The sequence below is a fragment of the Pseudomonas sp. Van50 genome (assembly GCF_055390755.1).
This window is the reverse complement of sequence record NZ_AP024343.1, coordinates 1316933-1337169: the sequence shown is the minus strand read 5'-3', so window position 1 is coordinate 1337169 and position 20237 is coordinate 1316933. Positions and strand designations below refer to the sequence as shown.

The 20237-nt window shown below is 61.8% G+C and carries 16 protein-coding genes and 2 pseudogenes; 9 read left to right on the top strand and 9 right to left on the bottom strand.

Going from position 1 to position 20237, the window contains the following annotated elements; all coding sequences use genetic code 11:
• Positions 1-90: 90 nt before the first annotated feature.
• The 7 genes and pseudogenes from ydcS (at position 91) to ACZ5M5_RS05730 (ending at position 6464) form a co-directional block, all read left to right on the top strand.
• Positions 91-1242: a putative ABC transporter substrate-binding protein YdcS gene (gene ydcS, locus ACZ5M5_RS05760; RefSeq protein ID WP_060739040.1), complete on the top strand. Its 1152-nt coding sequence runs from the start codon at positions 91-93 to the stop codon at positions 1240-1242.
• A gap of 176 nt (positions 1243-1418) precedes the next feature.
• A complete protein-coding gene (locus ACZ5M5_RS05755) occupies positions 1419-2456 on the top strand; it encodes an ABC transporter ATP-binding protein (RefSeq protein ID WP_060739041.1) in 1038 nt (345 codons plus the stop codon).
• Position 2457: 1 nt separating this feature from the next.
• Positions 2458-3405, top strand: coding sequence for an ABC transporter permease (locus ACZ5M5_RS05750; protein ID WP_464738760.1), 948 nt, complete (start codon positions 2458-2460; stop codon positions 3403-3405).
• Positions 3395-4211 (top strand): annotated as a pseudogene (locus tag ACZ5M5_RS05745) (ABC transporter permease). Before ACZ5M5_RS05750 ends, ACZ5M5_RS05745 begins: the two are co-directional and overlap by 11 nt.
• Before the next feature lie 156 nt (positions 4212-4367).
• Complete coding sequence (locus tag ACZ5M5_RS05740) at positions 4368-5792, top strand: gamma-aminobutyraldehyde dehydrogenase (RefSeq protein WP_464738759.1); 1425 nt, start codon at positions 4368-4370, stop codon at positions 5790-5792.
• Between the two features lie 146 nt (positions 5793-5938).
• A complete protein-coding gene (locus ACZ5M5_RS05735) occupies positions 5939-6202 on the top strand; it encodes a CopG family ribbon-helix-helix protein (RefSeq protein ID WP_060739045.1) in 264 nt (87 codons plus the stop codon).
• Positions 6165-6464 carry a type II toxin-antitoxin system RelE/ParE family toxin gene (locus tag ACZ5M5_RS05730; protein WP_464738758.1) on the top strand — a complete coding sequence of 100 codons (300 nt, stop codon included), beginning with the start codon at positions 6165-6167 and terminating at the stop codon, positions 6462-6464. The genes ACZ5M5_RS05735 and ACZ5M5_RS05730 overlap by 38 nt, the downstream gene beginning before the upstream one ends.
• A gap of 44 nt (positions 6465-6508) precedes the next feature.
• Here the strand turns inward: ACZ5M5_RS05730 and ACZ5M5_RS05725 are convergent, their stop codons facing one another.
• A complete protein-coding gene (locus ACZ5M5_RS05725; protein ID WP_003198116.1) occupies positions 6509-6694 on the bottom strand; it encodes a hypothetical protein in 186 nt (61 codons plus the stop codon).
• A 361-nt stretch (positions 6695-7055) separates the two neighbouring features.
• Here ACZ5M5_RS05725 and ACZ5M5_RS05720 point away from each other — a divergent pair, with 361 nt between their 5' ends.
• Entirely contained in the window at positions 7056-8684 is a 1629-nt protein-coding gene (locus ACZ5M5_RS05720; RefSeq protein WP_060739047.1) for a glucan biosynthesis protein D, read from the top strand.
• A 176-nt stretch (positions 8685-8860) separates the two neighbouring features.
• Here ACZ5M5_RS05720 and ACZ5M5_RS05715 read toward each other — a convergent pair whose 3' ends face one another.
• The 3 genes and pseudogenes from ACZ5M5_RS05715 to ACZ5M5_RS05705 form a co-directional block, all read right to left on the bottom strand.
• The gene (locus ACZ5M5_RS05715; RefSeq protein WP_464738757.1) at positions 8861-9967 is read right to left on the bottom strand and encodes an NADH:flavin oxidoreductase/NADH oxidase; all 1107 of its coding nucleotides are present in this window, start codon (positions 9965-9967) and stop codon (positions 8861-8863) included.
• Positions 9968-10299: 332 nt separating this feature from the next.
• Positions 10300-12008 (bottom strand): annotated as a pseudogene (recJ, locus tag ACZ5M5_RS05710) (single-stranded-DNA-specific exonuclease RecJ).
• 167 nt (positions 12009-12175) lie between these two features.
• The gene (locus ACZ5M5_RS05705; protein WP_464738756.1) at positions 12176-12718 is read right to left on the bottom strand and encodes a YaeQ family protein; all 543 of its coding nucleotides are present in this window, start codon (positions 12716-12718) and stop codon (positions 12176-12178) included.
• 147 nt (positions 12719-12865) lie between these two features.
• On the opposite strand from ACZ5M5_RS05705, the gene ACZ5M5_RS05700 reads away from it, so the two are divergent.
• The gene (locus ACZ5M5_RS05700) at positions 12866-14065 is read left to right on the top strand and encodes a CaiB/BaiF CoA transferase family protein (protein ID WP_464738755.1); all 1200 of its coding nucleotides are present in this window, start codon (positions 12866-12868) and stop codon (positions 14063-14065) included.
• 327 nt (positions 14066-14392) lie between these two features.
• On the opposite strand, the gene ACZ5M5_RS05695 is transcribed toward ACZ5M5_RS05700, so the two are convergent.
• The 5 genes from ACZ5M5_RS05695 to dsbC all read right to left on the bottom strand — a co-directional run bounded on the left by ACZ5M5_RS05695 (position 14393) and on the right by dsbC (position 20035).
• Positions 14393-14680, bottom strand: coding sequence for a DUF3509 domain-containing protein (locus ACZ5M5_RS05695; protein WP_060739052.1), 288 nt, complete (start codon positions 14678-14680; stop codon positions 14393-14395).
• Positions 14681-14843: 163 nt separating this feature from the next.
• Positions 14844-16232, bottom strand: coding sequence for a transporter substrate-binding domain-containing protein (locus ACZ5M5_RS05690; protein ID WP_464738754.1), 1389 nt, complete (start codon positions 16230-16232; stop codon positions 14844-14846).
• Positions 16233-16352: 120 nt separating this feature from the next.
• Complete coding sequence (gene thrC, locus ACZ5M5_RS05685) at positions 16353-17762, bottom strand: threonine synthase (RefSeq protein ID WP_060739054.1); 1410 nt, start codon at positions 17760-17762, stop codon at positions 16353-16355.
• Between the two features lie 104 nt (positions 17763-17866).
• Positions 17867-19171, bottom strand: a complete 1305-nt coding sequence (locus ACZ5M5_RS05680; RefSeq protein WP_060739055.1) for a homoserine dehydrogenase — start codon at positions 19169-19171, stop codon at positions 17867-17869.
• Between the two features lie 132 nt (positions 19172-19303).
• The gene (dsbC, locus tag ACZ5M5_RS05675; protein WP_060739056.1) at positions 19304-20035 is read right to left on the bottom strand and encodes a bifunctional protein-disulfide isomerase/oxidoreductase DsbC; all 732 of its coding nucleotides are present in this window, start codon (positions 20033-20035) and stop codon (positions 19304-19306) included.
• Positions 20036-20237 lie beyond the last annotated feature (202 nt).

Here is a 20237-nt window from a genome sequence, read left to right as displayed (position 1 = left end):
CTAACAGAACTACTCTAATAACAGGCCAGCCATGGCGCTTCACCCGGTTCGAACACTGCCCCGACCATAATTAAAGCAAGAGGGATTTCCATGTACGCGCACAAGACCGTATTGCTCAGTGCACTCACCACGGCGCTGCTGACCAGCGTCAGCCTCCAGGCCGCCGAACCGCTCAAGGCCGTCGGTGCCGGCGAAGGTCAACTGGATATCGTTGCCTGGCCGGGTTACATCGAACGCGGCGAAAGCGACAAGGCCTACGACTGGGTCAGCGGTTTCGAGAAAGAAACCGGCTGCAAGGTCAATGTGAAAACCGCCGCCACGTCCGACGAAATGGTCAGCCTGATGACCAAGGGCGGCTATGACCTGGTCACCGCCTCCGGCGACGCCTCGTTGCGGCTGATTGCCGGCAAGCGCGTGCAGCCGATCAACACCGCGCTGATCGCCAACTGGAAGAATCTCGACCCGCGCCTGAAGGATGCGCCGTGGTACGTGGTCAACCAGCAGACCTACGGCACCCCCTACCAATGGGGCCCGAACGTGCTGATGTACAACACCGACGTGTTCAAGCAGGCGCCCACCAGTTGGAGCGTGCTGTTCAATGCCCAGGACCTGCCCGACGGCAAGCCGAACAAGGGGCGCGTGCAAGCCTACGATGGCCCGATCTACATCGCCGACGCGGCGCTGTACCTCAAGACCGCCAAGCCTGAACTGGGCATCAAGGACCCGTACCAACTCGACGAAGCCCAGTACAAGGCCGTGCTGGAATTGCTGAGGGCTCAGCAGCCGTTGATCCACCGCTACTGGCACGACACCACTGTGCAGATGAGCGACTTCAAGAACGAAGGCGTGGTGGCGTCCGGTGCCTGGCCGTATCAGGTCAACGGCCTGATGAACGAGAAGCAACCGATCGCCTCGACCATTCCGAAAGAAGGCGCCACCGGCTGGGCCGATACGACGATGCTCCACGCCGAGGCCAAGCATCCCAACTGCGCGTACAAGTGGATGGACTGGTCGCTGCAACCGAAAGTCCAGGGTGACGTGGCCGCGTGGTTCGGTTCCTTGCCTGCGGTGCCGGCAGCGTGCAAGGGCAGCGAACTGCTGGGCGCCGAAGGCTGCAAGACCAACGGCTTCGATCAGTTCGACAAGATCGCCTTCTGGAAAACCCCACAGGCCGAGGGCGGCAAGTTCGTGCCGTACAGCCGCTGGACCCAGGACTACATTGCGATCATGGGTGGGCGCTAAGCCCAATCAGCCGGTGTAGTTCGCTGTGTGGGAGCAAGGCTTGCCCGCGATGAAGAGGACGCGGCTTCTTGGAAAACCGAGACGCCCGTATCGCGAGCAAGCTTTGCTCCCACCAAGCCCCTCGCCCGACGATTCAGCCATGTTCAACACAAGCCCCGTTTTTGGAGCCCCGCACCATGACGCTTGCAGTCCAGTTCACCCAGGTATCCCGTCAGTTCGGCGATGTGAAAGCCGTTGACCGGGTCTCCATTGATATCCAGGACGGCGAGTTCTTTTCCATGCTGGGCCCGTCCGGCTCGGGCAAGACCACCTGCCTGCGGCTGATCGCCGGGTTCGAGCAACCCAGTGCCGGCTCGATTCGCATCCACGGCGAAGAAGCCACCGGGCTCGCGCCGTATCAGCGGGACGTGAACACCGTTTTCCAGGATTACGCCCTTTTCCCCCACATGAACGTACGTGACAACGTGGCCTACGGCTTGAAAGTCAAAGGCGTCGCCAAGGCCGAGCGCATCCAGCGCGCCAACGAAGCCCTGGAAATGGTGGCCTTGGGTGGCTATGGCGAACGCAAGCCGGTGCAGCTCTCCGGCGGTCAACGCCAACGCGTGGCCCTGGCCCGGGCGCTGGTCAACCGTCCGCGGGTGTTGTTGCTCGATGAACCCTTGGGCGCCCTGGACCTGAAGCTGCGCGAACAGATGCAGGGCGAATTGAAGAAGCTGCAACGCCAGCTGGGCATCACCTTCATTTTCGTCACCCACGACCAGACCGAAGCGCTGTCGATGTCCGACCGCGTGGCGGTGTTCAACAAGGGGCGCATCGAACAGGTCGATACCCCACGCAACCTGTACATGAAACCGGCGACCACCTTCGTCGCCGAATTCGTCGGCACCTCCAACGTGATTCGTGGCGAGCTGGCCCGGGAACTGAGCGGTTATCCACAGCCGTTCTCGATCCGCCCGGAACACGTGCGTTTCGCCGAGGGCCCGTTGGCCAGCGATGAGATCGAGGTCCACGGCCTGCTGCACGACATCCAGTACCAGGGCAGCGCCACACGCTACGAATTGAAACTTGCCAACGGCCAGACCCTGAACCTCAGCCAGGCCAACACCCAGTGGCTCGACAACGCAGCCCAGCACCAGACCGGCCAACCCCTCAGTGTTCGCTGGGCCCGTGAGGCGATGGTCGCGCTGCACGACACCGTCAGTGGCGAGGTGTGAGATGAACACCCTGGCCATCACCCAAGCGCCTGCGCCCGGTTCGCCGCTGCGGCGCTTTGCCAACCTGCTGTACCGACGGCCCAACCTGTACCTGTCGATGTTGCTGGTGCCGCCGCTGCTCTGGTTCGGCGCGATCTACCTCGGCTCGCTGCTGACCTTGCTGTGGCAGGGGTTCTACACCTTCGATGACTTCACCATGGCGGTCACGCCGGACCTGACCCTGGCGAACTTCGCGGCGCTGTTCCAGCCCTCGAACTTCGACATTATTTTGCGCACCCTGAGCATGGCGATTGCCGTGTCCATCGCCAGCGCCATCGTCGCGTTCCCGATCGCCTACTACATGGCGCGCTACACCCGCGGCAAGACCAAGGCGTTTTTCTACATCGCGGTGATGCTGCCGATGTGGGCCAGCTATATCGTCAAGGCCTACGCCTGGACGCTGCTGCTGGCCAAGGGCGGCGTGGCGCAGTGGTTCGTCCACCACCTGGGCCTGGGGCCGGTGTTGCAGTTCGTGCTGGGGATCCCAGGCGTGGGTGGCAGCACCTTGTCCACCTCGCACCTGGGACGTTTCCTGGTGTTCGTCTACATCTGGCTGCCGTTCATGATCCTGCCGATCCAGGCGTCCCTGGAGCGCCTGCCGCCCTCGCTGCTGCAAGCCTCGGCGGACCTGGGCGCCAGGCCACGCCAGACGTTCACGCAGGTGATCCTGCCGCTGTCGATCCCGGGCATTGCCGCCGGCTCGATCTTCACCTTCTCGCTGACCCTGGGGGATTTCATCGTGCCCCAGTTGGTGGGCCCGCCGGGTTACTTCGTCGGCAGCATGGTCTACGCCCAGCAAGGCGCCATCGGCAACATGCCCATGGCCGCGGCGTTCACGCTGGTGCCTATCGTGCTGATCGCGGTCTATCTATCCATCGTCAAGCGACTGGGAGCTTTCGATGCGCTCTGACTCTCAAGACCGAGCCTCGTGGGGCTTGCGGATCGCGGCGTGGGGCGGGCTGCTGTTCCTGCATTTCCCGATCCTGATCATCTTCCTCTATGCCTTCAACACCGAGGACGCGGCCTTCAGTTTCCCCCCAAGGGCCTGACCCTGAAGTGGTTCAGCGTCGCCTTCTCGCGCCCGGATGTGCTGGAGGCGATCAAGCTGTCGTTGCAGGTCGCGGCCATCGCCACGCTGATCGCCATGGTGCTCGGCACCCTGGCTTCGGCGGCGCTGTACCGTCGCGACTTCTTCGGTAAACAGGGCATTTCGCTGATGCTGATCCTGCCGATTGCCTTGCCGGGGATCATCACCGGCATTGCCCTGCTGGCGACCTTCAAGGCCCTGGGCATCGAACCGGGGATGTTCACCATCGTCGTCGGCCACGCCACCTTCTGCGTGGTGATCGTCTACAACAACGTGATCGCCCGCCTGCGCCGCACCTCCCACAGCCTGATCGAGGCCTCGATGGACCTGGGTGCCGACGGCTGGCAGACCTTTCGCTACATCATCCTGCCTAACCTGGGGTCGGCACTGCTGGCCGGCGGGATGCTGGCCTTCGCCCTGTCGTTCGACGAAATCATCGTCACCACCTTCACCGCTGGCCACGAACGCACCCTGCCGCTGTGGCTGCTCAACCAGCTCAGCCGTCCGCGCGACGTGCCGGTGACCAACGTAGTGGCGATGCTGGTGATGATGGTCACGATGTTGCCGATATTGGGCGCGTATTACCTGACCCGCGGGGTGAGAGCGTGGCCGGTAGCGGCGGGAAATAATCAACAGTGATCGCTCACTGGGGAACCGCAATCCTGTGGGAGCGAGCTTGCTCGCGAAGGCGTCGTGGCAGTCGCTGCAAAGGGTGAATGACCACCGCTATCGCGAGCAAGCTCGCTCCCACAGGGGATTTGGGAAACATTCAAGAGGACTTGGACATGCAAACCAAACTGCTGATCAACGGCCACCTGGTAGACGGCGAAGGCCCCGGCCAGGCCGTGTTTAACCCCTCGCTGGGGCGAGTGCTGGTGGAAATCAACGAGGCCAGCGAAGCCCAGGTCGATGCCGCCGTGCGTGCGGCCGACAGCGCCTTCGACAGCTGGTCGCAGGTTGCGCCCAAGGACCGTTCCCTGTTGCTGCTCAAGCTGGCCGACGCCATCGAAGCCCACGGCGAAGAACTGGCGAAGCTGGAGTCGGACAACTGCGGCAAACCCCTTAGCGCCGCGCTGAACGACGAGATCCCGGCGATTGCCGACGTGTTCCGTTTCTTTGCCGGTGCCAGCCGCTGCATGAGCGGCTCGGCGGGCGGCGAGTACCTGCCGGGGCACACGTCGATGATCCGTCGCGACCCGGTGGGCGTCATCGCCTCCATCGCGCCATGGAACTACCCGCTGATGATGGTCGCCTGGAAAATCGCCCCGGCCCTGGCCGCCGGCAATACCGTGGTGCTCAAGCCGTCGGAGCAAACCCCACTGACAGCGTTGCGCCTGGCGGAACTGGCGTCGGAAATTTTCCCGGCCGGCGTGCTCAACGTGATCTTCGGCCGTGGGCAGACCGTCGGCAACCCGCTGGTCACCCACCCGAAAGTGCGCATGGTGTCGCTGACCGGCTCCATCGCCACCGGCTCGAACATCATTTCCAGCACGTCCGACAGCGTCAAGCGCATGCACATGGAACTGGGCGGCAAAGCCCCGGTGATCATTTTCGACGATGCCGACATCGACGCGGCCGTGGAGGGCATCCGCACCTTCGGTTTCTACAACGCCGGCCAGGACTGCACCGCCGCCTGCCGCATCTATGCCCAGCAAGGCATCTACGAGCAGTTCGTCGAGAAACTCGGCGCCGCGGTGGGCAGCATCAAGTACGGCCTGCAAACCGCGTCCGACACCGAGATGGGCCCGCTGATCACCGCCCAGCACCGCGACCGCGTGGCCGCTTTCGTCGAGCGGGCCATCGCCCAGCCGCATATCCGCCTGGTCACCGGTGGCAAGGCCGTGGACGGCAACGGGTTCTTTTTCGAACCGACGGTGCTGGCCGACGCCCAGCAGGATGACGAAATCGTCCGCCGGGAAGTCTTCGGGCCGGTGGTGTCCGTCACCCCGTTCCTCGACGAAGCGCAAGTGCTGGCCTGGGCCAACGACTCGGATTATGGCCTGGCTTCATCGGTCTGGACCGCCGACATCGGCCGCGCCCATCGCCTGTCGGCACGCCTGCAATATGGTTGCACCTGGGTGAACACCCACTTCATGCTCGTCAGTGAAATGCCCCATGGCGGTCAGAAACGTTCCGGCTATGGCAAGGACATGTCCATGTATGGGCTGGAGGACTACACGGTGGTGCGGCATGTGATGTTCAAGCATTGACGACAAGACAACGTTGGCAACACATGCTCGCGCCTGCCCGGCGTTCGTCCTGCTAAGGTTTTCGTCGATCGGTGCACGCCCGCCGGTTGACGGAAATCCTGGCAGCACCTAGGGTGTCTACAACGTATACACCTTGGAGATCAGCCATGGCCTCGCCCGTTTTGTCCTTTCGTGTGGAAGAAGGTCTGGCCCAACAGCTGGACTTGCTGGCTGCCGCCACCGACCGCGACCGCCAATATCACCTCAAGCGTGCACTGGTTCGATATGTGGAAGCCGAATCCTGGCATCTGCAAGCCATCAGCGAAGGCATGGCCGATGCCGACGCTGGAAATCTGACCGATCTGGACGCCGTGAAGGCTAAGTGGGCAAAGCGTGCCAAGCATCGTACTGACCGACAAAGCACAGAGTGACCTCGACTCGATCCACGAACATTACCAAAGCGCTATCGGCGCAGAAGGCGCCGATGAGGTCATCCTCGCCATCCTGGAGACATTGCGCCAACTGCAACGCTTTCCCGGCTCGGGCCGTCCTTCGGTCGTTCCCGATATTCGAGAGCTGGTGTTGACACGCTACCCGTTCGTTGCCCCCTACCGGCTCCATCAGGGGCAACTGCAAGTCCTGCGGATACTGCACCAGCGCACCGAACGTCCCCAGGACTGGTCGGTGGAGTGATGTCGGCCGGCGCGCCTGCCCCGACCGCTCACCTGCGCCACGCTTCAAAACCGCGAAACACTCCTCATCGCATCCACCAGATAGCGCATGGCGATGCGGTCGTTTTCCGACAACTCCCGATAGCGCTCCACCAGTCTCAATTCTTCAAGGCTGAGGCGGCGTGTCCTGCGCGGGTTGGTCAGGCCTGGAAAGATCCCCAGCATTTCGGTAATGCCCTGTATTTTTGTCATGAGTTGTCCTTCTTTACGTCGAGGTTGACCTGATAGCGCCGTCTGAACCCGGGTTAGATCGTCTATCACGCTAAAGAATAGGGAGGATTCAAAGCGTGAAAAGGGAGTTTTAGAGTAATTAGTCAAAAAATGCCGCAATCCTTATAAAAAAAGAAATAACTGTAAGAAAATTTGACCAAGCCACGCTTTCCTTGCTCTCAAAGCCTGTATTTCCCCTATGATTTTGCGCCTCGGTGAACCGATCCAGCTCTCAGGTATCTGTTCTAACGTTCGTCGCGTTTGGCCAAAGGCATGTCCGAACTCTTTTATCAGTCTTTGTTGCCAGGATCGGCGCGGGATTGTTTCGAGAAAGGTTGTATTTATGCACCGCAGGAATCTGCTCAAGGCCTCCATGGCCTTCGCCGCCTACACCGGGCTGTCGGCCTCCGGGCTCATGGCCGCTCGCGCCTGGGCCGCCGATCAGACTGCCGACGGCGAAGCCCGTCCCTTCGATTTCAACGGTTTGAAGGATCAGGCCCGGCGGCTGGCCGAAAGCCGCTACGTCGACACCAAGCAAGTCCTGCCACCCACCCTGGCGCAAATGTCGCCGCTGCAGTTCAACGCCATCCAATACGACGTCAATCACTCGTTATGGAATGACCTGGAAGGGCGACAACTGGATGCACAGTTCTTCCACGTCGGCATGGGTTTCAAGCAGCCGGTGCGCATGTACAGCGTCGACCCGAAGACGCGTATGGCCCGTGAAGTGCACTTCCGTCCGGAACTGTTCAACTATGAGAAAACCACGGTCAACACCTCGCAACTGACGGGTGACCTGGGCTTCGCCGGCTTTCGTGTCTTCAAGGCGCCGGAGCTGGATCGACACGACATCGTTTCGTTCCTGGGGGCCAGCTATTTCCGCGCCGTGGATGCCAGCGGCCAGTACGGGCTGTCGGCTCGCGGCTTGGCCATCGACACTTATGCCAAGAAGCGGGAGGAATTCCCGGACTTCACCAAGTTCTGGTTCGAAACCCCGGACAAGAACAGCACCCGTTTCGTGGTCTACGCCCTGCTCGACTCCCCCAGCGCCACCGGTGCCTATCGGTTCGACATCGATTGCCAGCCGACCCGGGTGGTGATGGAAATCGATGCGCACATCAATGCCCGTACCGCCATCGAGCAACTGGGTATCGCCCCCATGACCAGCATGTTCAGCTGCGGTACCGTCGAACGGCGCATGTGCGACACCATTCACCCGCAAATCCACGACTCCGACCGGCTGGCCATGTGGCGCGGCAACGGCGAGTGGGTCTGCCGTCCGTTGAACAACCCTGCCACCCTGCAATTCAATGCCTTCGCCGACAACAATCCGAAAGGTTTCGGCCTGGTGCAGACCGACCACGACTTCGCCAGCTACCAGGACACCGTGGACTGGTACAGCAAGCGCCCAAGCCTGTGGGTCGAACCGACGACGGCGTGGGGCGAAGGCTCGGTGGACCTGCTGGAAATTCCTACCACCGGAGAGACCCTGGACAACATCGTCGCGTTCTGGACGCCGAAAAAACCGGTGGCCGCCGGTGATTCGCTGAACTATGGCTACAAGCTCTACTGGAGCGCGCTGCCGCCGGTCAGCACCGACCTGGCCCACGTCGACGCCACCCGTTCAGGCATGGGCGGGTTCATCGAAGGCTGGGCACCGGGCGAGCATTACCCGACCGTCTGGGCACGTCGTTTCGCTGTGGACTTCAGCGGCGGCGGCCTCGACCAACTGCCGCCGGGCACCGGCATCGAACCGGTGGTGACCTGCTCCCACGGCGAAGTGAAGGACTTCAACGTGTTGGTGCTGGATGCGATCAAGGGCTACCGCATTACCTTCGACTGGTACCCGACCGACGACCGGGTGGACCCGGTGCAGATGCGCCTGTTCATTCGCACCAAGGACCGCACCTTGAGCGAGACCTGGTTGTACCAGTACTTCCCGCCGGCACCGGATAAGCGCAAGTATCCCTGACAGGGATCGGGTATCTGGGCTGGCCCTATCGCGAGCAAGCTCGCTCCCACAGTAGATTGATGTTCTACCCTGTGGGAGCGAGCTTGCTCGCGAAGACGGCAGCACAGGCACCAGCGATTTCAGAGATGAAAAAGCCCCGGCCAATGACGACCGGGGCTTTTTGTTTTATCGGGCACTCAATCGCGCAAATCCGACTCATGAATCGGCTGGTCCCGATGCGTGGCCCGCTGGTACTGCGCCGGCCACGTCGCCTTGCGGCCGCCCAGGTCATCATCGGCATGCAGGGCCCAGTACGGATCGCGCAACAATTCGCGGGCCAGGAAAATGATGTCGGCCTGGCAGGTGCGCAGGATGTGTTCGGCCTGGGCCGGTTCGGTGATCATGCCGACGGTGCCGGTGGCGATTTCCGACTCCTTGCGCACCCGCTCGGCGAAGCGTGTCTGGTAACCCGGGCCGGTGGGGATTTCCGCATTGGCGGCCGTTCCGCCCGATGACACGTCGATCAGGTCCACCCCCAGCGCCCTGAAGCGCCGCGCCAGCTCCACGGTTTCATCCGGGTTCCAACCGTCCTCGACCCAATCGGTGGCGGAGACGCGAACGAACACCGGCAGCTCTTGCGGCCATACGGCCCGGATCGCTTCAGTGACTTGCAGCACCAGGCGGATGCGGTTCTCGAACGAGCCGCCGTATTGATCGCGCCGCTGATTGCTCAAGGGCGAGAGGAACTGATGCAGCAGATAACCATGGGCCGCGTGGACCTCGACCACCTTGAAACCGGCCGTGCGGGCGCGCTTGGCCGAATCCACGAAGGCCTGGATGACTCCGGCGATCTGCCCTTCGTCCAACTGCACCGGCTGGGTGTGTTGCGGGTCGAAGGCAATCGGCGACGGACCGACCGGCACCCAGCCGCCATCCGCCGGTTTGACGCTGCCATGCTTGCCCAGCCAAGGTCGCCAGGTGCTGGCCTTGCGCCCGGCATGGGCCAGCTGTATGCCCGGCACGGCGCCTTGGGCGGTGATGAACCGGGTGATGCGTTGCAAGGGTTCGATCTGTTCATCGTTCCACAGCCCCAGATCCTGGGCGGTGATACGACCGTCGGCGGTCACGGCGGTGGCTTCGGTGAACACCAGGCCGGCACCGCCCACGGCGCGGCTGCCCAAGTGCACCAGGTGCCAATCGTTGGCCAGGCCATCGGTGCTCGAATACTGGCACATCGGCGATACCGCGATGCGATTGGGCAGGGTCAATTGGCGAAGGGTATAGGGTTCCAGCAGCAGACTCATGGGGCACCTCTCGAATCAGTGGGCAGGCTCCAGGGTTCTGTTTGAAAAGTCGACGAGTGACAAGAAGGTGCAACACCCGCCCCCGCGGGCAAAAAAATCGACAAGACGTCACAAGGGCTATCAAGCAGTGCTTAGAGCCTAGTCGACAACCCGGGAGGCGGGAGGGTTCAGAACTTAAAAACCGACGGTGTGACGCAATGGCGTACCCCTGTGGCGAGGGAGCTTGCTCCCGCTGGACGCGCCAGCGTCCCCTTGCGATGTGATGGCTGAAGTTCAGGGGGCCGCTTCGCAGCCCAGCGGGAGCAAGCTCCCTCGCCACGAAGACCCATCGGCTAGCGCGGTTCGATATGGGCAATCATCAACTGCACCGTTTCCTGGCCGCGGAACTCGTTGAGGTCGAGCTTGTAGGCCAGTTCCACCCAACGCACGGTAGGGTTTGGCCAGATCTCGCGGTCGATGCCGAAGGCGATGCCGTCGAGCTTCACCGAGCCGCACTCGCTCTTGAGAATGACCTTCAGGTGCCGTTCGCCCACCACCCGTTGTTCGACCAACTGAAACACGCCATGGAACATCGGCTCCGGGAAATGCTGGCCCCAGGGACCGGCATGGCGCAGCGCCCGGGCCAGTTCGAGGTGGAATTCCTCCACCGCCAGGGTGCCATCCGACAACAACCGGCCGGTCAGGTCTTCTTCGCGCAATTGCCGACGCACTTCCGCGTCGAACGCTTCGGCGAACAACGGAAAATTCGCTTCCGGCAACGTCAGCCCCGCCGCCATGGCGTGACCGCCGTACTTGCTGATCAGGGTCGGATGCTGCGCCGCCACCACGCTCAGCGCATCGCGAATGTGAAAACCCGGTACCGAGCGCCCCGAACCCTTGAGCAAACCGTCCCCGGCATCGGCAAAGGCGATGGTCGGGCGGAAATAGCGCTCTTTCATTCGCGAGGCGAGAATGCCGATGACCCCTTGGTGCCACTGCGGGTCGAAGAGGCACAAACCGAATGGCATCGACTCCACTGGCAGGTCCTTGAGCTGAGCCAGGGCTTCACGCTGCATGCCCTGCTCGATGGACTTGCGGTCCTGGTTCATGCCGTCCAGTTGCGCCGCCATCTCCCGCGCCAGGGCCGGGTCGTCGGTGAGCAGGCATTCGATGCCCAGGCTCATGTCGTCCAGGCGCCCTGCCGCATTCAGACGTGGCCCGAGGATAAATCCGAGGTCGGTGGAGGTAATCCGTGAAGCGTCGCGCTTGGCCACTTCCAGGATCGCCTTGATGCCGGGCCGGGCGCGTCCGGCGCGAATCCGTTCCAGGCCCTGGTGCACCAGGATCCGGTTATTCGCGTCCAGGGGCACTACGTCGGCCACGCTGCCCAGGGCCACCAGGTCGAGCAATTCGCCGATGTTCGGCTGGGGGTGCTGGCATACCACCCCAGGCTGCGCAGACGCGCCCGCAGAGCCATCAGCACATAAAAAATCACCCCGACACCGGCCAGGGCCTTGCTCGGGAATTCGCAACCCGGCTGGTTCGGATTGACAATGGCATCGGCCGCCGGCAATTCGAGGCCAGGCAAGTGGTGGTCGGTGACCAGCACCTGGAGCCCCGCCGCTTTCGCCGCCGCCACGCCTTCCACGCTGGAGATGCCGTTATCCACGGTGATCAGCAACTGCGGTGCGCGGGCCAGGGCGACTTCGACGATTTCCGGGGTCAGCCCGTAGCCATATTCGAAGCGATTGGGCACCAGGTAATCGACATGGGCTGCACCGAGCAGGCGCAACCCGAGCATCCCCACGGTGCTGGCGGTCGCGCCATCGGCATCGAAGTCACCCACGATCAGGATGCGCTGGCGCTGCTCCAATGCCGTCACCAACAGATCCACCGCGGCGTCGATCCCCTTGAGCTGCTGAAAGGGAATCAGGCGCGCCAGGCTCTTGTCCAGTTCAGCCTCGGACTGTACGCCGCGTGCCGCGTACAGGCGCGTCAACAGGGGCGGCAGGTCACCGAGAAATGGCAGGGTGTCGGGCAGTTGGCGGGGTTCTATGCGCATGGGGTGACGACATTTCTCTGGATAATCGTGAAAATTCTGGCAGGGAGCTTGTGTGGGAGCGAGCTTGCTCGCGAAAGCGGCGGCACATTCAACATAAATGCAAACTGATCTACCGTATTCGCGAGCAAGCTCGCTCCCACAATGAGTTCACTTGATGCCGGGGCGGTTCAACCACGCTCGCCCAGCAACCATTGCAGCTGGACTTCATGCTGGCCACGGTCGTCGGTCACGAAAATCGTGCCCTCGCTGATCATCACATCCCACTTGATCACCCGGGGCATGTCCTGGGCCAGGGTTTCGAGCACGTCCTGGGGCACGGCGGCGATGTTGACGTTCTTCAGGTTCCTGACCGCCGGGATCACCTTGCCTTCCCACACCCGCAGGCTGCCATAGGCCAGCAGGCTGGTGCGCTCGGTCCGGCGCGAGCACCAGGTCAGGCGATCGGCATCCGGCTGGCCGACTTCGATCCAGTGCAGCACACGGTCATCCAGGCTTTTTTCCCACAGCGCAGGTTCATCGACGTCTGACAGACCACGACCAAATGCCAGCAGCTCGTTGTACCAGAACGCGTAGGCCAGCAGGCGCACGGTCATGCGCTCTTCGGTTTCCGAAGGGTGGCGGGCGATGGTCTGCTTCACATTCTCGTACACATTGCGGTCGAGGTCGGTGAGGTTCAGTTCAAACTTGTAGGTCGTGGACGGCTGGGCCATGAACGGGCTTCTTGATACGAGGAAAGGCGGCAAGTCTAACCGATGACGCGGGCAATCCACGAATTGCCGACCATCAACCTGCGGCGACCGGCCCTGGCCTATGATAAAACGCTCTATTCGTTCTGCCTTTGTCCTACAGGATCCGCCATGTCGCTTACTGCCAAACCCCTTGCCGGCGTCAAAGTCATCGAACTGGGCACCTTGATCGCCGGGCCCTTCGCCTCGCGCATCTGCGGCGAATTCGGTGCCGATGTCATCAAGGTCGAATCGCCCGACGGCGGTGATCCACTGCGCAAGTGGCGCAAGCTGTACGAAGGCACCTCGTTGTGGTGGTTCGTCCAGGCACGCAACAAGAAATCTCTGACCTTGAACCTCAAGCACCCCGAAGGCCTGGCGATCCTGAAAAAACTGCTCGGCGAGGCCGACATCCTGATCGAAAACTTTCGCCCCGGCGTGTTGGAGAAGCTCGGCCTGGGCTGGGAGGTGCTGCATGCACTGAACCCGAAACTGGTGATGGTGCGGCTTTCGGGCTTCGGCCAGACCGGGCCGATGAAAGACCAGCCGGGGTTTGGCGCGGTGGGCGAATCCATGGGCGGCCTGCGCTACATCACCGGGTTCGAAGACCGCCCACCGGTGCGCACCGGGATTTCCATCGGCGACTCCATCGCCGCCCTCTGGGGGGTGATTGGCGCATTGATGGCCCTGCGTCACCGGGAGATCAACGGCGGCACCGGACAAGTGGTGGACGTGGCCTTGTACGAGGCGATTTTCGCCATGATGGAAAGCATGGTGCCGGAGTTCGACGTGTTCGGTTTCATCCGCGAGCGCACCGGCAATATCATGCCCGGCATCACCCCCTCGTCCATCCACACCAGCGCCGATGGCAAGCACGTGCAGATTGGCGCCAACGGCGATGCGATCTTCAAGCGTTTCATGCAGATCATCGGCCGTGACGACCTGGCCAATGACCCGCAACTGGCCAGCAATGATGGCCGTGACAGCCGGCGTGACGAGCTGTACGGGGTCATCGATCGCTGGGTCAACGCGCTGCCGCTCGATAGCGTTATCGACCAACTGAACCAGGCCGGGGTGCCGGCCAGTCGGATCTTCAGCGCCGAGGATATGTTCAGCGACCCGCAGTTCCTCGCCCGTGAGATGTTCCTGCAGGCCAAGCTGCCGGACGGCAAGGCGTTCAAGCTGCCGGGGATCGTACCGAAGCTCTCCGACACCCCGGGCACCTGCGAATGGGTCGGGCCGGCACTGGGTGAACACAACGCACAAGTGCTCGGTGAGCTGGGCTACGACCCGCAGCAGATCGCCAAACTGCGCAGCGACGGCGCCATTTGAGGCACCGCAGGGAGGCAGTCACTGGAGATCAAACCGTGGGAGCGAGCTTGCTCGCGATAGCGTCAGATCAGCCGCATCGATATCGACTGACACTCCGCTATCGCGAGCAAGCTCGCTCCCACAAAAGCTTCCTGCGCCCGACAGAACACACCAAAAAACATAAACGCCGGGCAAAAAGAAACCCCGAGAAGTGGGGAGACGACTCGGGGTTAAACGTGACCATTCAAGGTCCGTACAACAAGCGACAAGCACCGGAGCACAATGCTCGCTCTTGCTGGTAAAGGGTCTGACTGGTCAAGGCGTAGGAAGGTTCCCACAAAAGCCCAGTCAATTCGCCGCGACCATGACCTTGTCGCGCGCCAGATTGCGCAGCGCCGCAATCACACAGGGCTCCAGGCGCCCCTCGGCAATCAGCACATCGCGATGCAGGCCATCGACTACGTCCGTCAACTGACGCTTGTCGGTCAATTGGGCCTGATTGAACACTCGCTCGACCATGATGACCCCGCTGGCATTCTTCAGCGTCACCCGGCATTCGCCCTTGGCGCCGGAGGGAGTCAGCGAGACCTGATACGGGCTTAAGGCTTCATTCAGCAATAGGCTGATACTTTCCATTCGCTCACCCTTCAATAGTCCGAAACAACTGCATGTGCACAGTAAATGACCGTGGGCCGCAGCAGAAAGTTCGTCAGCGCACCGAACCGGCATGCCTTCAACCTGTTCAACCGAGCATGCGCGTCCAATATGACAGGTAAACAACAGCGCTCTGCGAGAGCTGTTACGAGGTGACGGCCGGCTCAGACAGGCCCCTGTCGCAACGACGCCACCGCCGCCCGACATCGGTCCAGCCGCCCAGAATGCCGCGCAGCTGCCCATCAGCCCCATAGAACGGCACCGACCAATGATAGATTTCCCGCAATCCGCCGCTGAACATCAATTGCCGGTCGACGAATCGAGATTGGCCGGTGCGCAATTGCTCCATCACTTCCCCGTGCAGCAGCTCGGCGGTGGCCGGCAGGAATGATGCCGAGTCGGTAAGCCGCGTGCCCCGCAGTTTTTCGAAGCGGGTCGCAAACTGGTCTTCATAGCTTTTGTTGCACATGATCAGGCGCCCTTCCAGATCACAGATGAAAATCGGGTCGGGAATGGCATCCATCAAGGCCCGCTGGAGCATCAACTGGTCCTTGAGGACCGCTTCGGCCTTGAGGCGTTGGTCGATCTGTATCTGCAGGCGGCGGTTCCACAGCAGGGACAAGAGGCCAAACACCACGACCACGGTCACACACCAGTAACCCCAGCGGGACATCCGCTCCCAGATCGATGGCGCCTGGACGGGCGTCACACCGGCCATCCATTTCGAACGCAGTGCACGCATGTCCTCGGCGGGGAAGGCTTCCAGCGCTTTGTTCAAGATACTCAACAGCACGGTCAGGTCCTGGCGCACTGCCAGGTAGTCCGGTTCCCACTTGCCCTCAAGGCCGCTGCCGACCTGCAACTGCCCGGCGGGATAGAGATGCACCCCGGTTTCATTTTCGATGGTGGCATAGGCTTCCCGGCTCTCCACCAACGCCCGCGCCTCGCCAAAGGTCTTGGTCGTACGCAATTTGATCGCCGGGTAATCGCGCCTGATTTCCGCCTCCAATGCATGCCGTGCCGGCAGTGCCAGGACCTTCCCTTCGAGCTGCTCCAGCGAATGGAGGGACGATTCCCCGTCACGGCCGACGAATACCCAACCGGAACCCCCGAATGCGTGGCTGAAACTCAGGAAGTCCCGACGTTCTTCATTCATCGCCAGCAGGGTCGTCATGTCGGCCTCGCCATTCTCCAGCATTGTCAGCAACTCGCCGGGGGAGAACGATTCACGATGCACGAACTCAAGGCCGGTCATGTGCGCGATGCGCTGGAGAACGTCGTGGTTCAGCCCATTCCACTGCCCCTGTTCGTTCTTGAACAGGTACAACGGAAACTGCATCGTGGCCACGATGACCCGGGGGTTCTCCTTGATCCACTTCAACTCCTGCGCGTCCAGCACCAGCCGTTCGCCAGGGTTGGGCGGTGGCGTTTCGAAAGCCGCCAGCGGCGCCGCGTTGCCTCCCTGCGTCCAGTACATCAGGGCCAGGCCCATTACCCAGCCCAGGGCCGGTTTGCCTTTGATAAAAAACGACATCTGCATTTCCTTCGAGATGACTCGCCCATCCCTCCAAGGGCGAAAACCCGGCCAGTTTGGCATGCAGAAACAAGAAAGCCCGTCAGGAGACGGGCTTCAAAATGTGACAGGTTTACCCGGTCAGAGAGGCTTGCCGCGATTGCCATGCTGGCTGACAAAGGCCTGCACGGCTTTCAAGTCGTTGGGCAACACGGTGCAACGCTCATCTCGCTCAAACAAATCAGAAAGATGCGCAGGCAGTTCGAGCGCTTTTCCTACACCGGCTTTCTCCACCGCTTCCGGGAACTTGACCGGGTGAGCGGTGCCCAGGATCACCATCGGGAGGTCCAGGCTGCGACGGCATTCACGGGCCGCCCTGACGCCGATGGCCGTGTGCGGGTCGAGCAGTTCGCCGCTCTGCGCGAACACCTCGGCGATGGTTTCGCAGGTCTGCTCATCGTCCACGGCCAGGGAGTCGAACAACTTGCGGGCTTCGGTCCAGCGCTCAGGCTCGACGCTGAAACCGCCGCCCTGGCGGAAGCTGTCCATCAGCCCGGCAATCGCCGCACCGTTGCGACCGTGCAGGTCGAACAGCAGGCGCTCGAAGTTCGACGACACCATGATGTCCATCGAAGGCGACAGCGTGGCGTGCAGGGTTTCCTTGACGTACTGGTTGCCGCTCATGAAGCGGTGCAGGATGTCGTTGCGGTTGGTGGCGACGATCAATTGGTTGATCGGCAGCCCCATGTTGCGCGCCAGGTAACCGGCGAAGATATCGCCGAAGTTGCCGGTCGGCACCGAGAACGATACGGAACGGGCCGGACCGCCCAATTGCAGGGCCGCGTGGAAGTAATAGACGATCTGGGCCATGATCCGCGCCCAGTTGATCGAGTTCACCGCCACCAGCCGCGTGCCCTTGAGGAAGCTCTGGTCGGCGAAGCTGGCCTTGACCATTTCCTGGCAGTCATCGAAGTTGCCTTCGATGGCGATGTTGTGGATGTTGTCGCCGAAAATCGTCGTCATCTGGCGACGCTGCACTTCCGAGACCCGGTTGTGCGGATGCAGGATGAAAATGTCGACGTTTTCGCAATGCTTGCAGCCTTCGATGGCCGCCGAACCGGTGTCGCCAGAGGTGGCACCGACGATCACCACGCGCTCGCCACGCTTTTGCAGCACGTAGTCCAGCAGGCGACCGAGCAGTTGCAGGGCGAAGTCCTTGAACGCCAGGGTCGGGCCGTGGAACAGTTCCATGACCCATTCGTTACCGTTGAGCTGGCGCAGCGGTGCGATGGCATTGTGGGAAAAGACCCCATAGGTCTCTTCCAGGATCTTCTTGAAATCGGCGTCCGGGATGCTGCCGGTGACGAACGGGCGCATGACCCGGAACGCCAGCTCGTGATACGGCAGGCCGGCCCAGGAAGCGATTTCCTCCTGGGTGAAGCGCGGCAGGTTTTCCGGCACGTAGAGACCGCCATCCGTGGCCAGGCCGGCCAGGAGGACATCTTCGAAATTCAGGGCCGGTGCCTGGCCGCGGGTGCTGATATAGCGCATTTTTTGGCAAACCTTCGGTTTGAGCTTCAAGGTCAAGCGGCAAGCGACAAGTCAAAGCGGCTCGGCTTCTACTTGCGGCTTGCAGCTTATAACTTGCCGCTAAATTAATTCAAATGTTCGACGCGGATACGGACCACCGGCCCAACGACACCCTGGAGCGCTTCCAGCGCCGCAATCGCGTCGTTGATGCTCTGCTCGACCACCCGGTGGGTCAGCAGGATCATCGGCACCAGGCCGTCGTGTTCCTCGACTTCCTTCTGCATGATCGACTCGATGTTGATGCCGCGTTCCGAAAGGATACTTGCCACTTGGGCCAGCACGCCTGGATGGTCCTTGGCCTGGATACGCAGGTAGTAGGAGCTTTCGCACGCCTCGATCGGGAGAATCGGGTGCGCCGACAGCGAATCCGGCTGGAAGGCCAGGTGCGGTACACGGTTTTCCGGGTCCGAGGTCATGGCGCGAACCACGTCCACCAGGTCGGCAATGACCGAAGAGGCCGTCGGTTCCATGCCCGCGCCGGCGCCGTAGAACAACGTCGAGCCCGAGGCATCGCCGTTGACCATCACCGCGTTCATCACGCCGTTGACGTTGGCGATCAGGCGGTCGGCCGGGATCAGCGTCGGGTGCACGCGCAGCTCGATGCCGCTGGCGGTGCTGCGCGCCACGCCCAGGTGCTTGATGCGGTAGCCCAAGGCTTCGGCGTAGTTCACGTCAGCGGTGGTCAGCTGGGTGATGCCTTCGGTGTAGGCCTTGTCGAACTGCAACGGAATGCCAAACGCAATGGACGCCAGGATCGTCAGCTTGTGCGCTGCGTCGATGCCTTCCACGTCGAACGTCGGATCGGCCTCGGCGTAGCCCAGGGCCTGGGCTTCGGCCAGCACGTCTTCGAAGGTGCGACCCTTCTCGCGCATCTCGGTGAGGATGAAGTTGCCGGTGCCGTTGATGATCCCCGCGACCCAGTTGATGCGGTTGGCCGACAGGCCTTCGCGGATCGCCTTGATCACCGGGATACCACCGGCCACGGCGGCTTCGAATGCCACGATCACGCCCTTCTCGCGGGCCTTGGCGAAAATCTCATTACCGTGAACAGCGATAAGCGCCTTGTTCGCGGTGACCACATGCTTGCCATTCTCGATGGCCTTGAGTACCAACTCGCGGGCAACGGTATAGCCGCCCACCAGCTCTATGACGATGTCGATCTCAGGGTTCGTGGCCACTTCGAAGACATCGTTGGTAATCGCAATACCGGTCGTCTGGAACTGAGGCTTTGGCGTGCGCATGGCAATTTGTGCCACTTCGATCCCACGCCCGGCACGACGAGAAATTTCCTCGGCGTTGCGCTGAAGTACGTTGAAGGTGCCGCCACCGACGGTACCTAACCCACAGATGCCTACTTTGACCGGATTCACTCTTGACTCCCCATGAAACGGCCGACGCAAGGTCGGCCGTGAAATACAGCCGCGAAGCTACGCGACTCTGTGTTTAACGGCCCGACGAATGTGTTCGTCGAGCCGTGATCTTCAAAAGCGCACCGCACATGATCATTTCGCGCCCAGGGCCAGTTTGGCCACTTGTGGCGCCGGCTGGTAGCCCGGAATTACCTGACCATCGGCCAAAACAATCGCCGGCGTACCGTTCACACCTATTGACTGTCCGAGCGCAAACTGCTTGGAAACCGGGTTATCGCACTTGGCGGCCTTGATTTCCTTGCCGTCGACCATCTTGTCCATGGCCGCTTTCTTGTCCTTGGAGCACCAGACCGCCTGCAACTGCTCATCGCCCGGCGAACCCAGGCCCTGGCGCGGGAACGCCACATAGCGCACTTCGATGCCGCGCTTGTTCAGTTCCGGCACTTCGGCGTGCAGCTTGTGGCAATACGGGCAGGTAGTGTCGGTGAACACGGTGATGTGGGACTTGGTTTCGCCGATCGCCGGATAAACCACCGTTTCAGCGACCGGAATGCCGTTGATCAACTTGGAAATGCCCTGGCGCTCGGTCATCTCCGTGAGGTTGACCGGCTTGCCGTCCTTGAGCTCGAACAGGTTGCCCTGGACGATGTACTGGCCGTCGGCGCTGGCGTACAGCACGCGGCTGCCCTTGAGCTTGACTTCATACAGGCCGGCCATGGGGCTGGCCGAGATGGCTTCGATCGGCACTTCAAGCTGAAGGTTTTCCAGGCTCTTGCGGATAGCCTTGTCGGCCGCGTCATCGGCGATGGCAAAGGTACTGGCCAACGCAATGGCGGCGGCGGTGAACATCTGGATCAAACGCATGGGGACTCCTGAGGCGAACAAATGAGACGGGAAACGCCGACCCGCAGATTCGGGTTCCAACCGCCCACTGTGCAAACCGGCAAAGCCTACCACATAAGGCTGGCGTGGCCGAATGCCGCTGACGCACGACATGGGTGGAGGCTTTCTGTGGGAGAGGGCTTGTGGGAGCAAGGCTTGCCCGCGATGAACGATAACGCGGTTC

What these genes read in the sequence shown, in the direction of transcription:
- ACZ5M5_RS05715 (WP_464738757.1), bottom strand. Translation starts at nt 9,967, where the DNA reads ATGAGTCTGCTGCTGGAACCCTATACCCTTCGCCAATTGACCCTGCCC.
- ydcS (WP_060739040.1), top strand. Translation starts at nt 91, where the DNA reads ATGTACGCGCACAAGACCGTATTGCTCAGTGCACTCACCACGGCGCTG.
- thrC (WP_060739054.1), bottom strand. Translation starts at nt 17,762, where the DNA reads ATGCGCTATATCAGCACCCGCGGCCAGGCACCGGCCCTGAATTTCGAA.
- ACZ5M5_RS05735 (WP_060739045.1), top strand. Translation starts at nt 5,939, where the DNA reads ATGGCCTCGCCCGTTTTGTCCTTTCGTGTGGAAGAAGGTCTGGCCCAA.
- dsbC (WP_060739056.1), bottom strand. Translation starts at nt 20,035, where the DNA reads ATGCGTTTGATCCAGATGTTCACCGCCGCCGCCATTGCGTTGGCCAGT.
- ACZ5M5_RS05700 (WP_464738755.1), top strand. Translation starts at nt 12,866, where the DNA reads ATGTCGCTTACTGCCAAACCCCTTGCCGGCGTCAAAGTCATCGAACTG.
- ACZ5M5_RS05725 (WP_003198116.1), bottom strand. Translation starts at nt 6,694, where the DNA reads ATGACAAAAATACAGGGCATTACCGAAATGCTGGGGATCTTTCCAGGC.
- ACZ5M5_RS05695 (WP_060739052.1), bottom strand. Translation starts at nt 14,680, where the DNA reads ATGGAAAGTATCAGCCTATTGCTGAATGAAGCCTTAAGCCCGTATCAG.
- ACZ5M5_RS05740 (WP_464738759.1), top strand. Translation starts at nt 4,368, where the DNA reads ATGCAAACCAAACTGCTGATCAACGGCCACCTGGTAGACGGCGAAGGC.
- ACZ5M5_RS05720 (WP_060739047.1), top strand. Translation starts at nt 7,056, where the DNA reads ATGCACCGCAGGAATCTGCTCAAGGCCTCCATGGCCTTCGCCGCCTAC.
- ACZ5M5_RS05755 (WP_060739041.1), top strand. Translation starts at nt 1,419, where the DNA reads ATGACGCTTGCAGTCCAGTTCACCCAGGTATCCCGTCAGTTCGGCGAT.
- ACZ5M5_RS05750 (WP_464738760.1), top strand. Translation starts at nt 2,458, where the DNA reads ATGAACACCCTGGCCATCACCCAAGCGCCTGCGCCCGGTTCGCCGCTG.
- ACZ5M5_RS05690 (WP_464738754.1), bottom strand. Translation starts at nt 16,232, where the DNA reads ATGTCGTTTTTTATCAAAGGCAAACCGGCCCTGGGCTGGGTAATGGGC.
- ACZ5M5_RS05705 (WP_464738756.1), bottom strand. Translation starts at nt 12,718, where the DNA reads ATGGCCCAGCCGTCCACGACCTACAAGTTTGAACTGAACCTCACCGAC.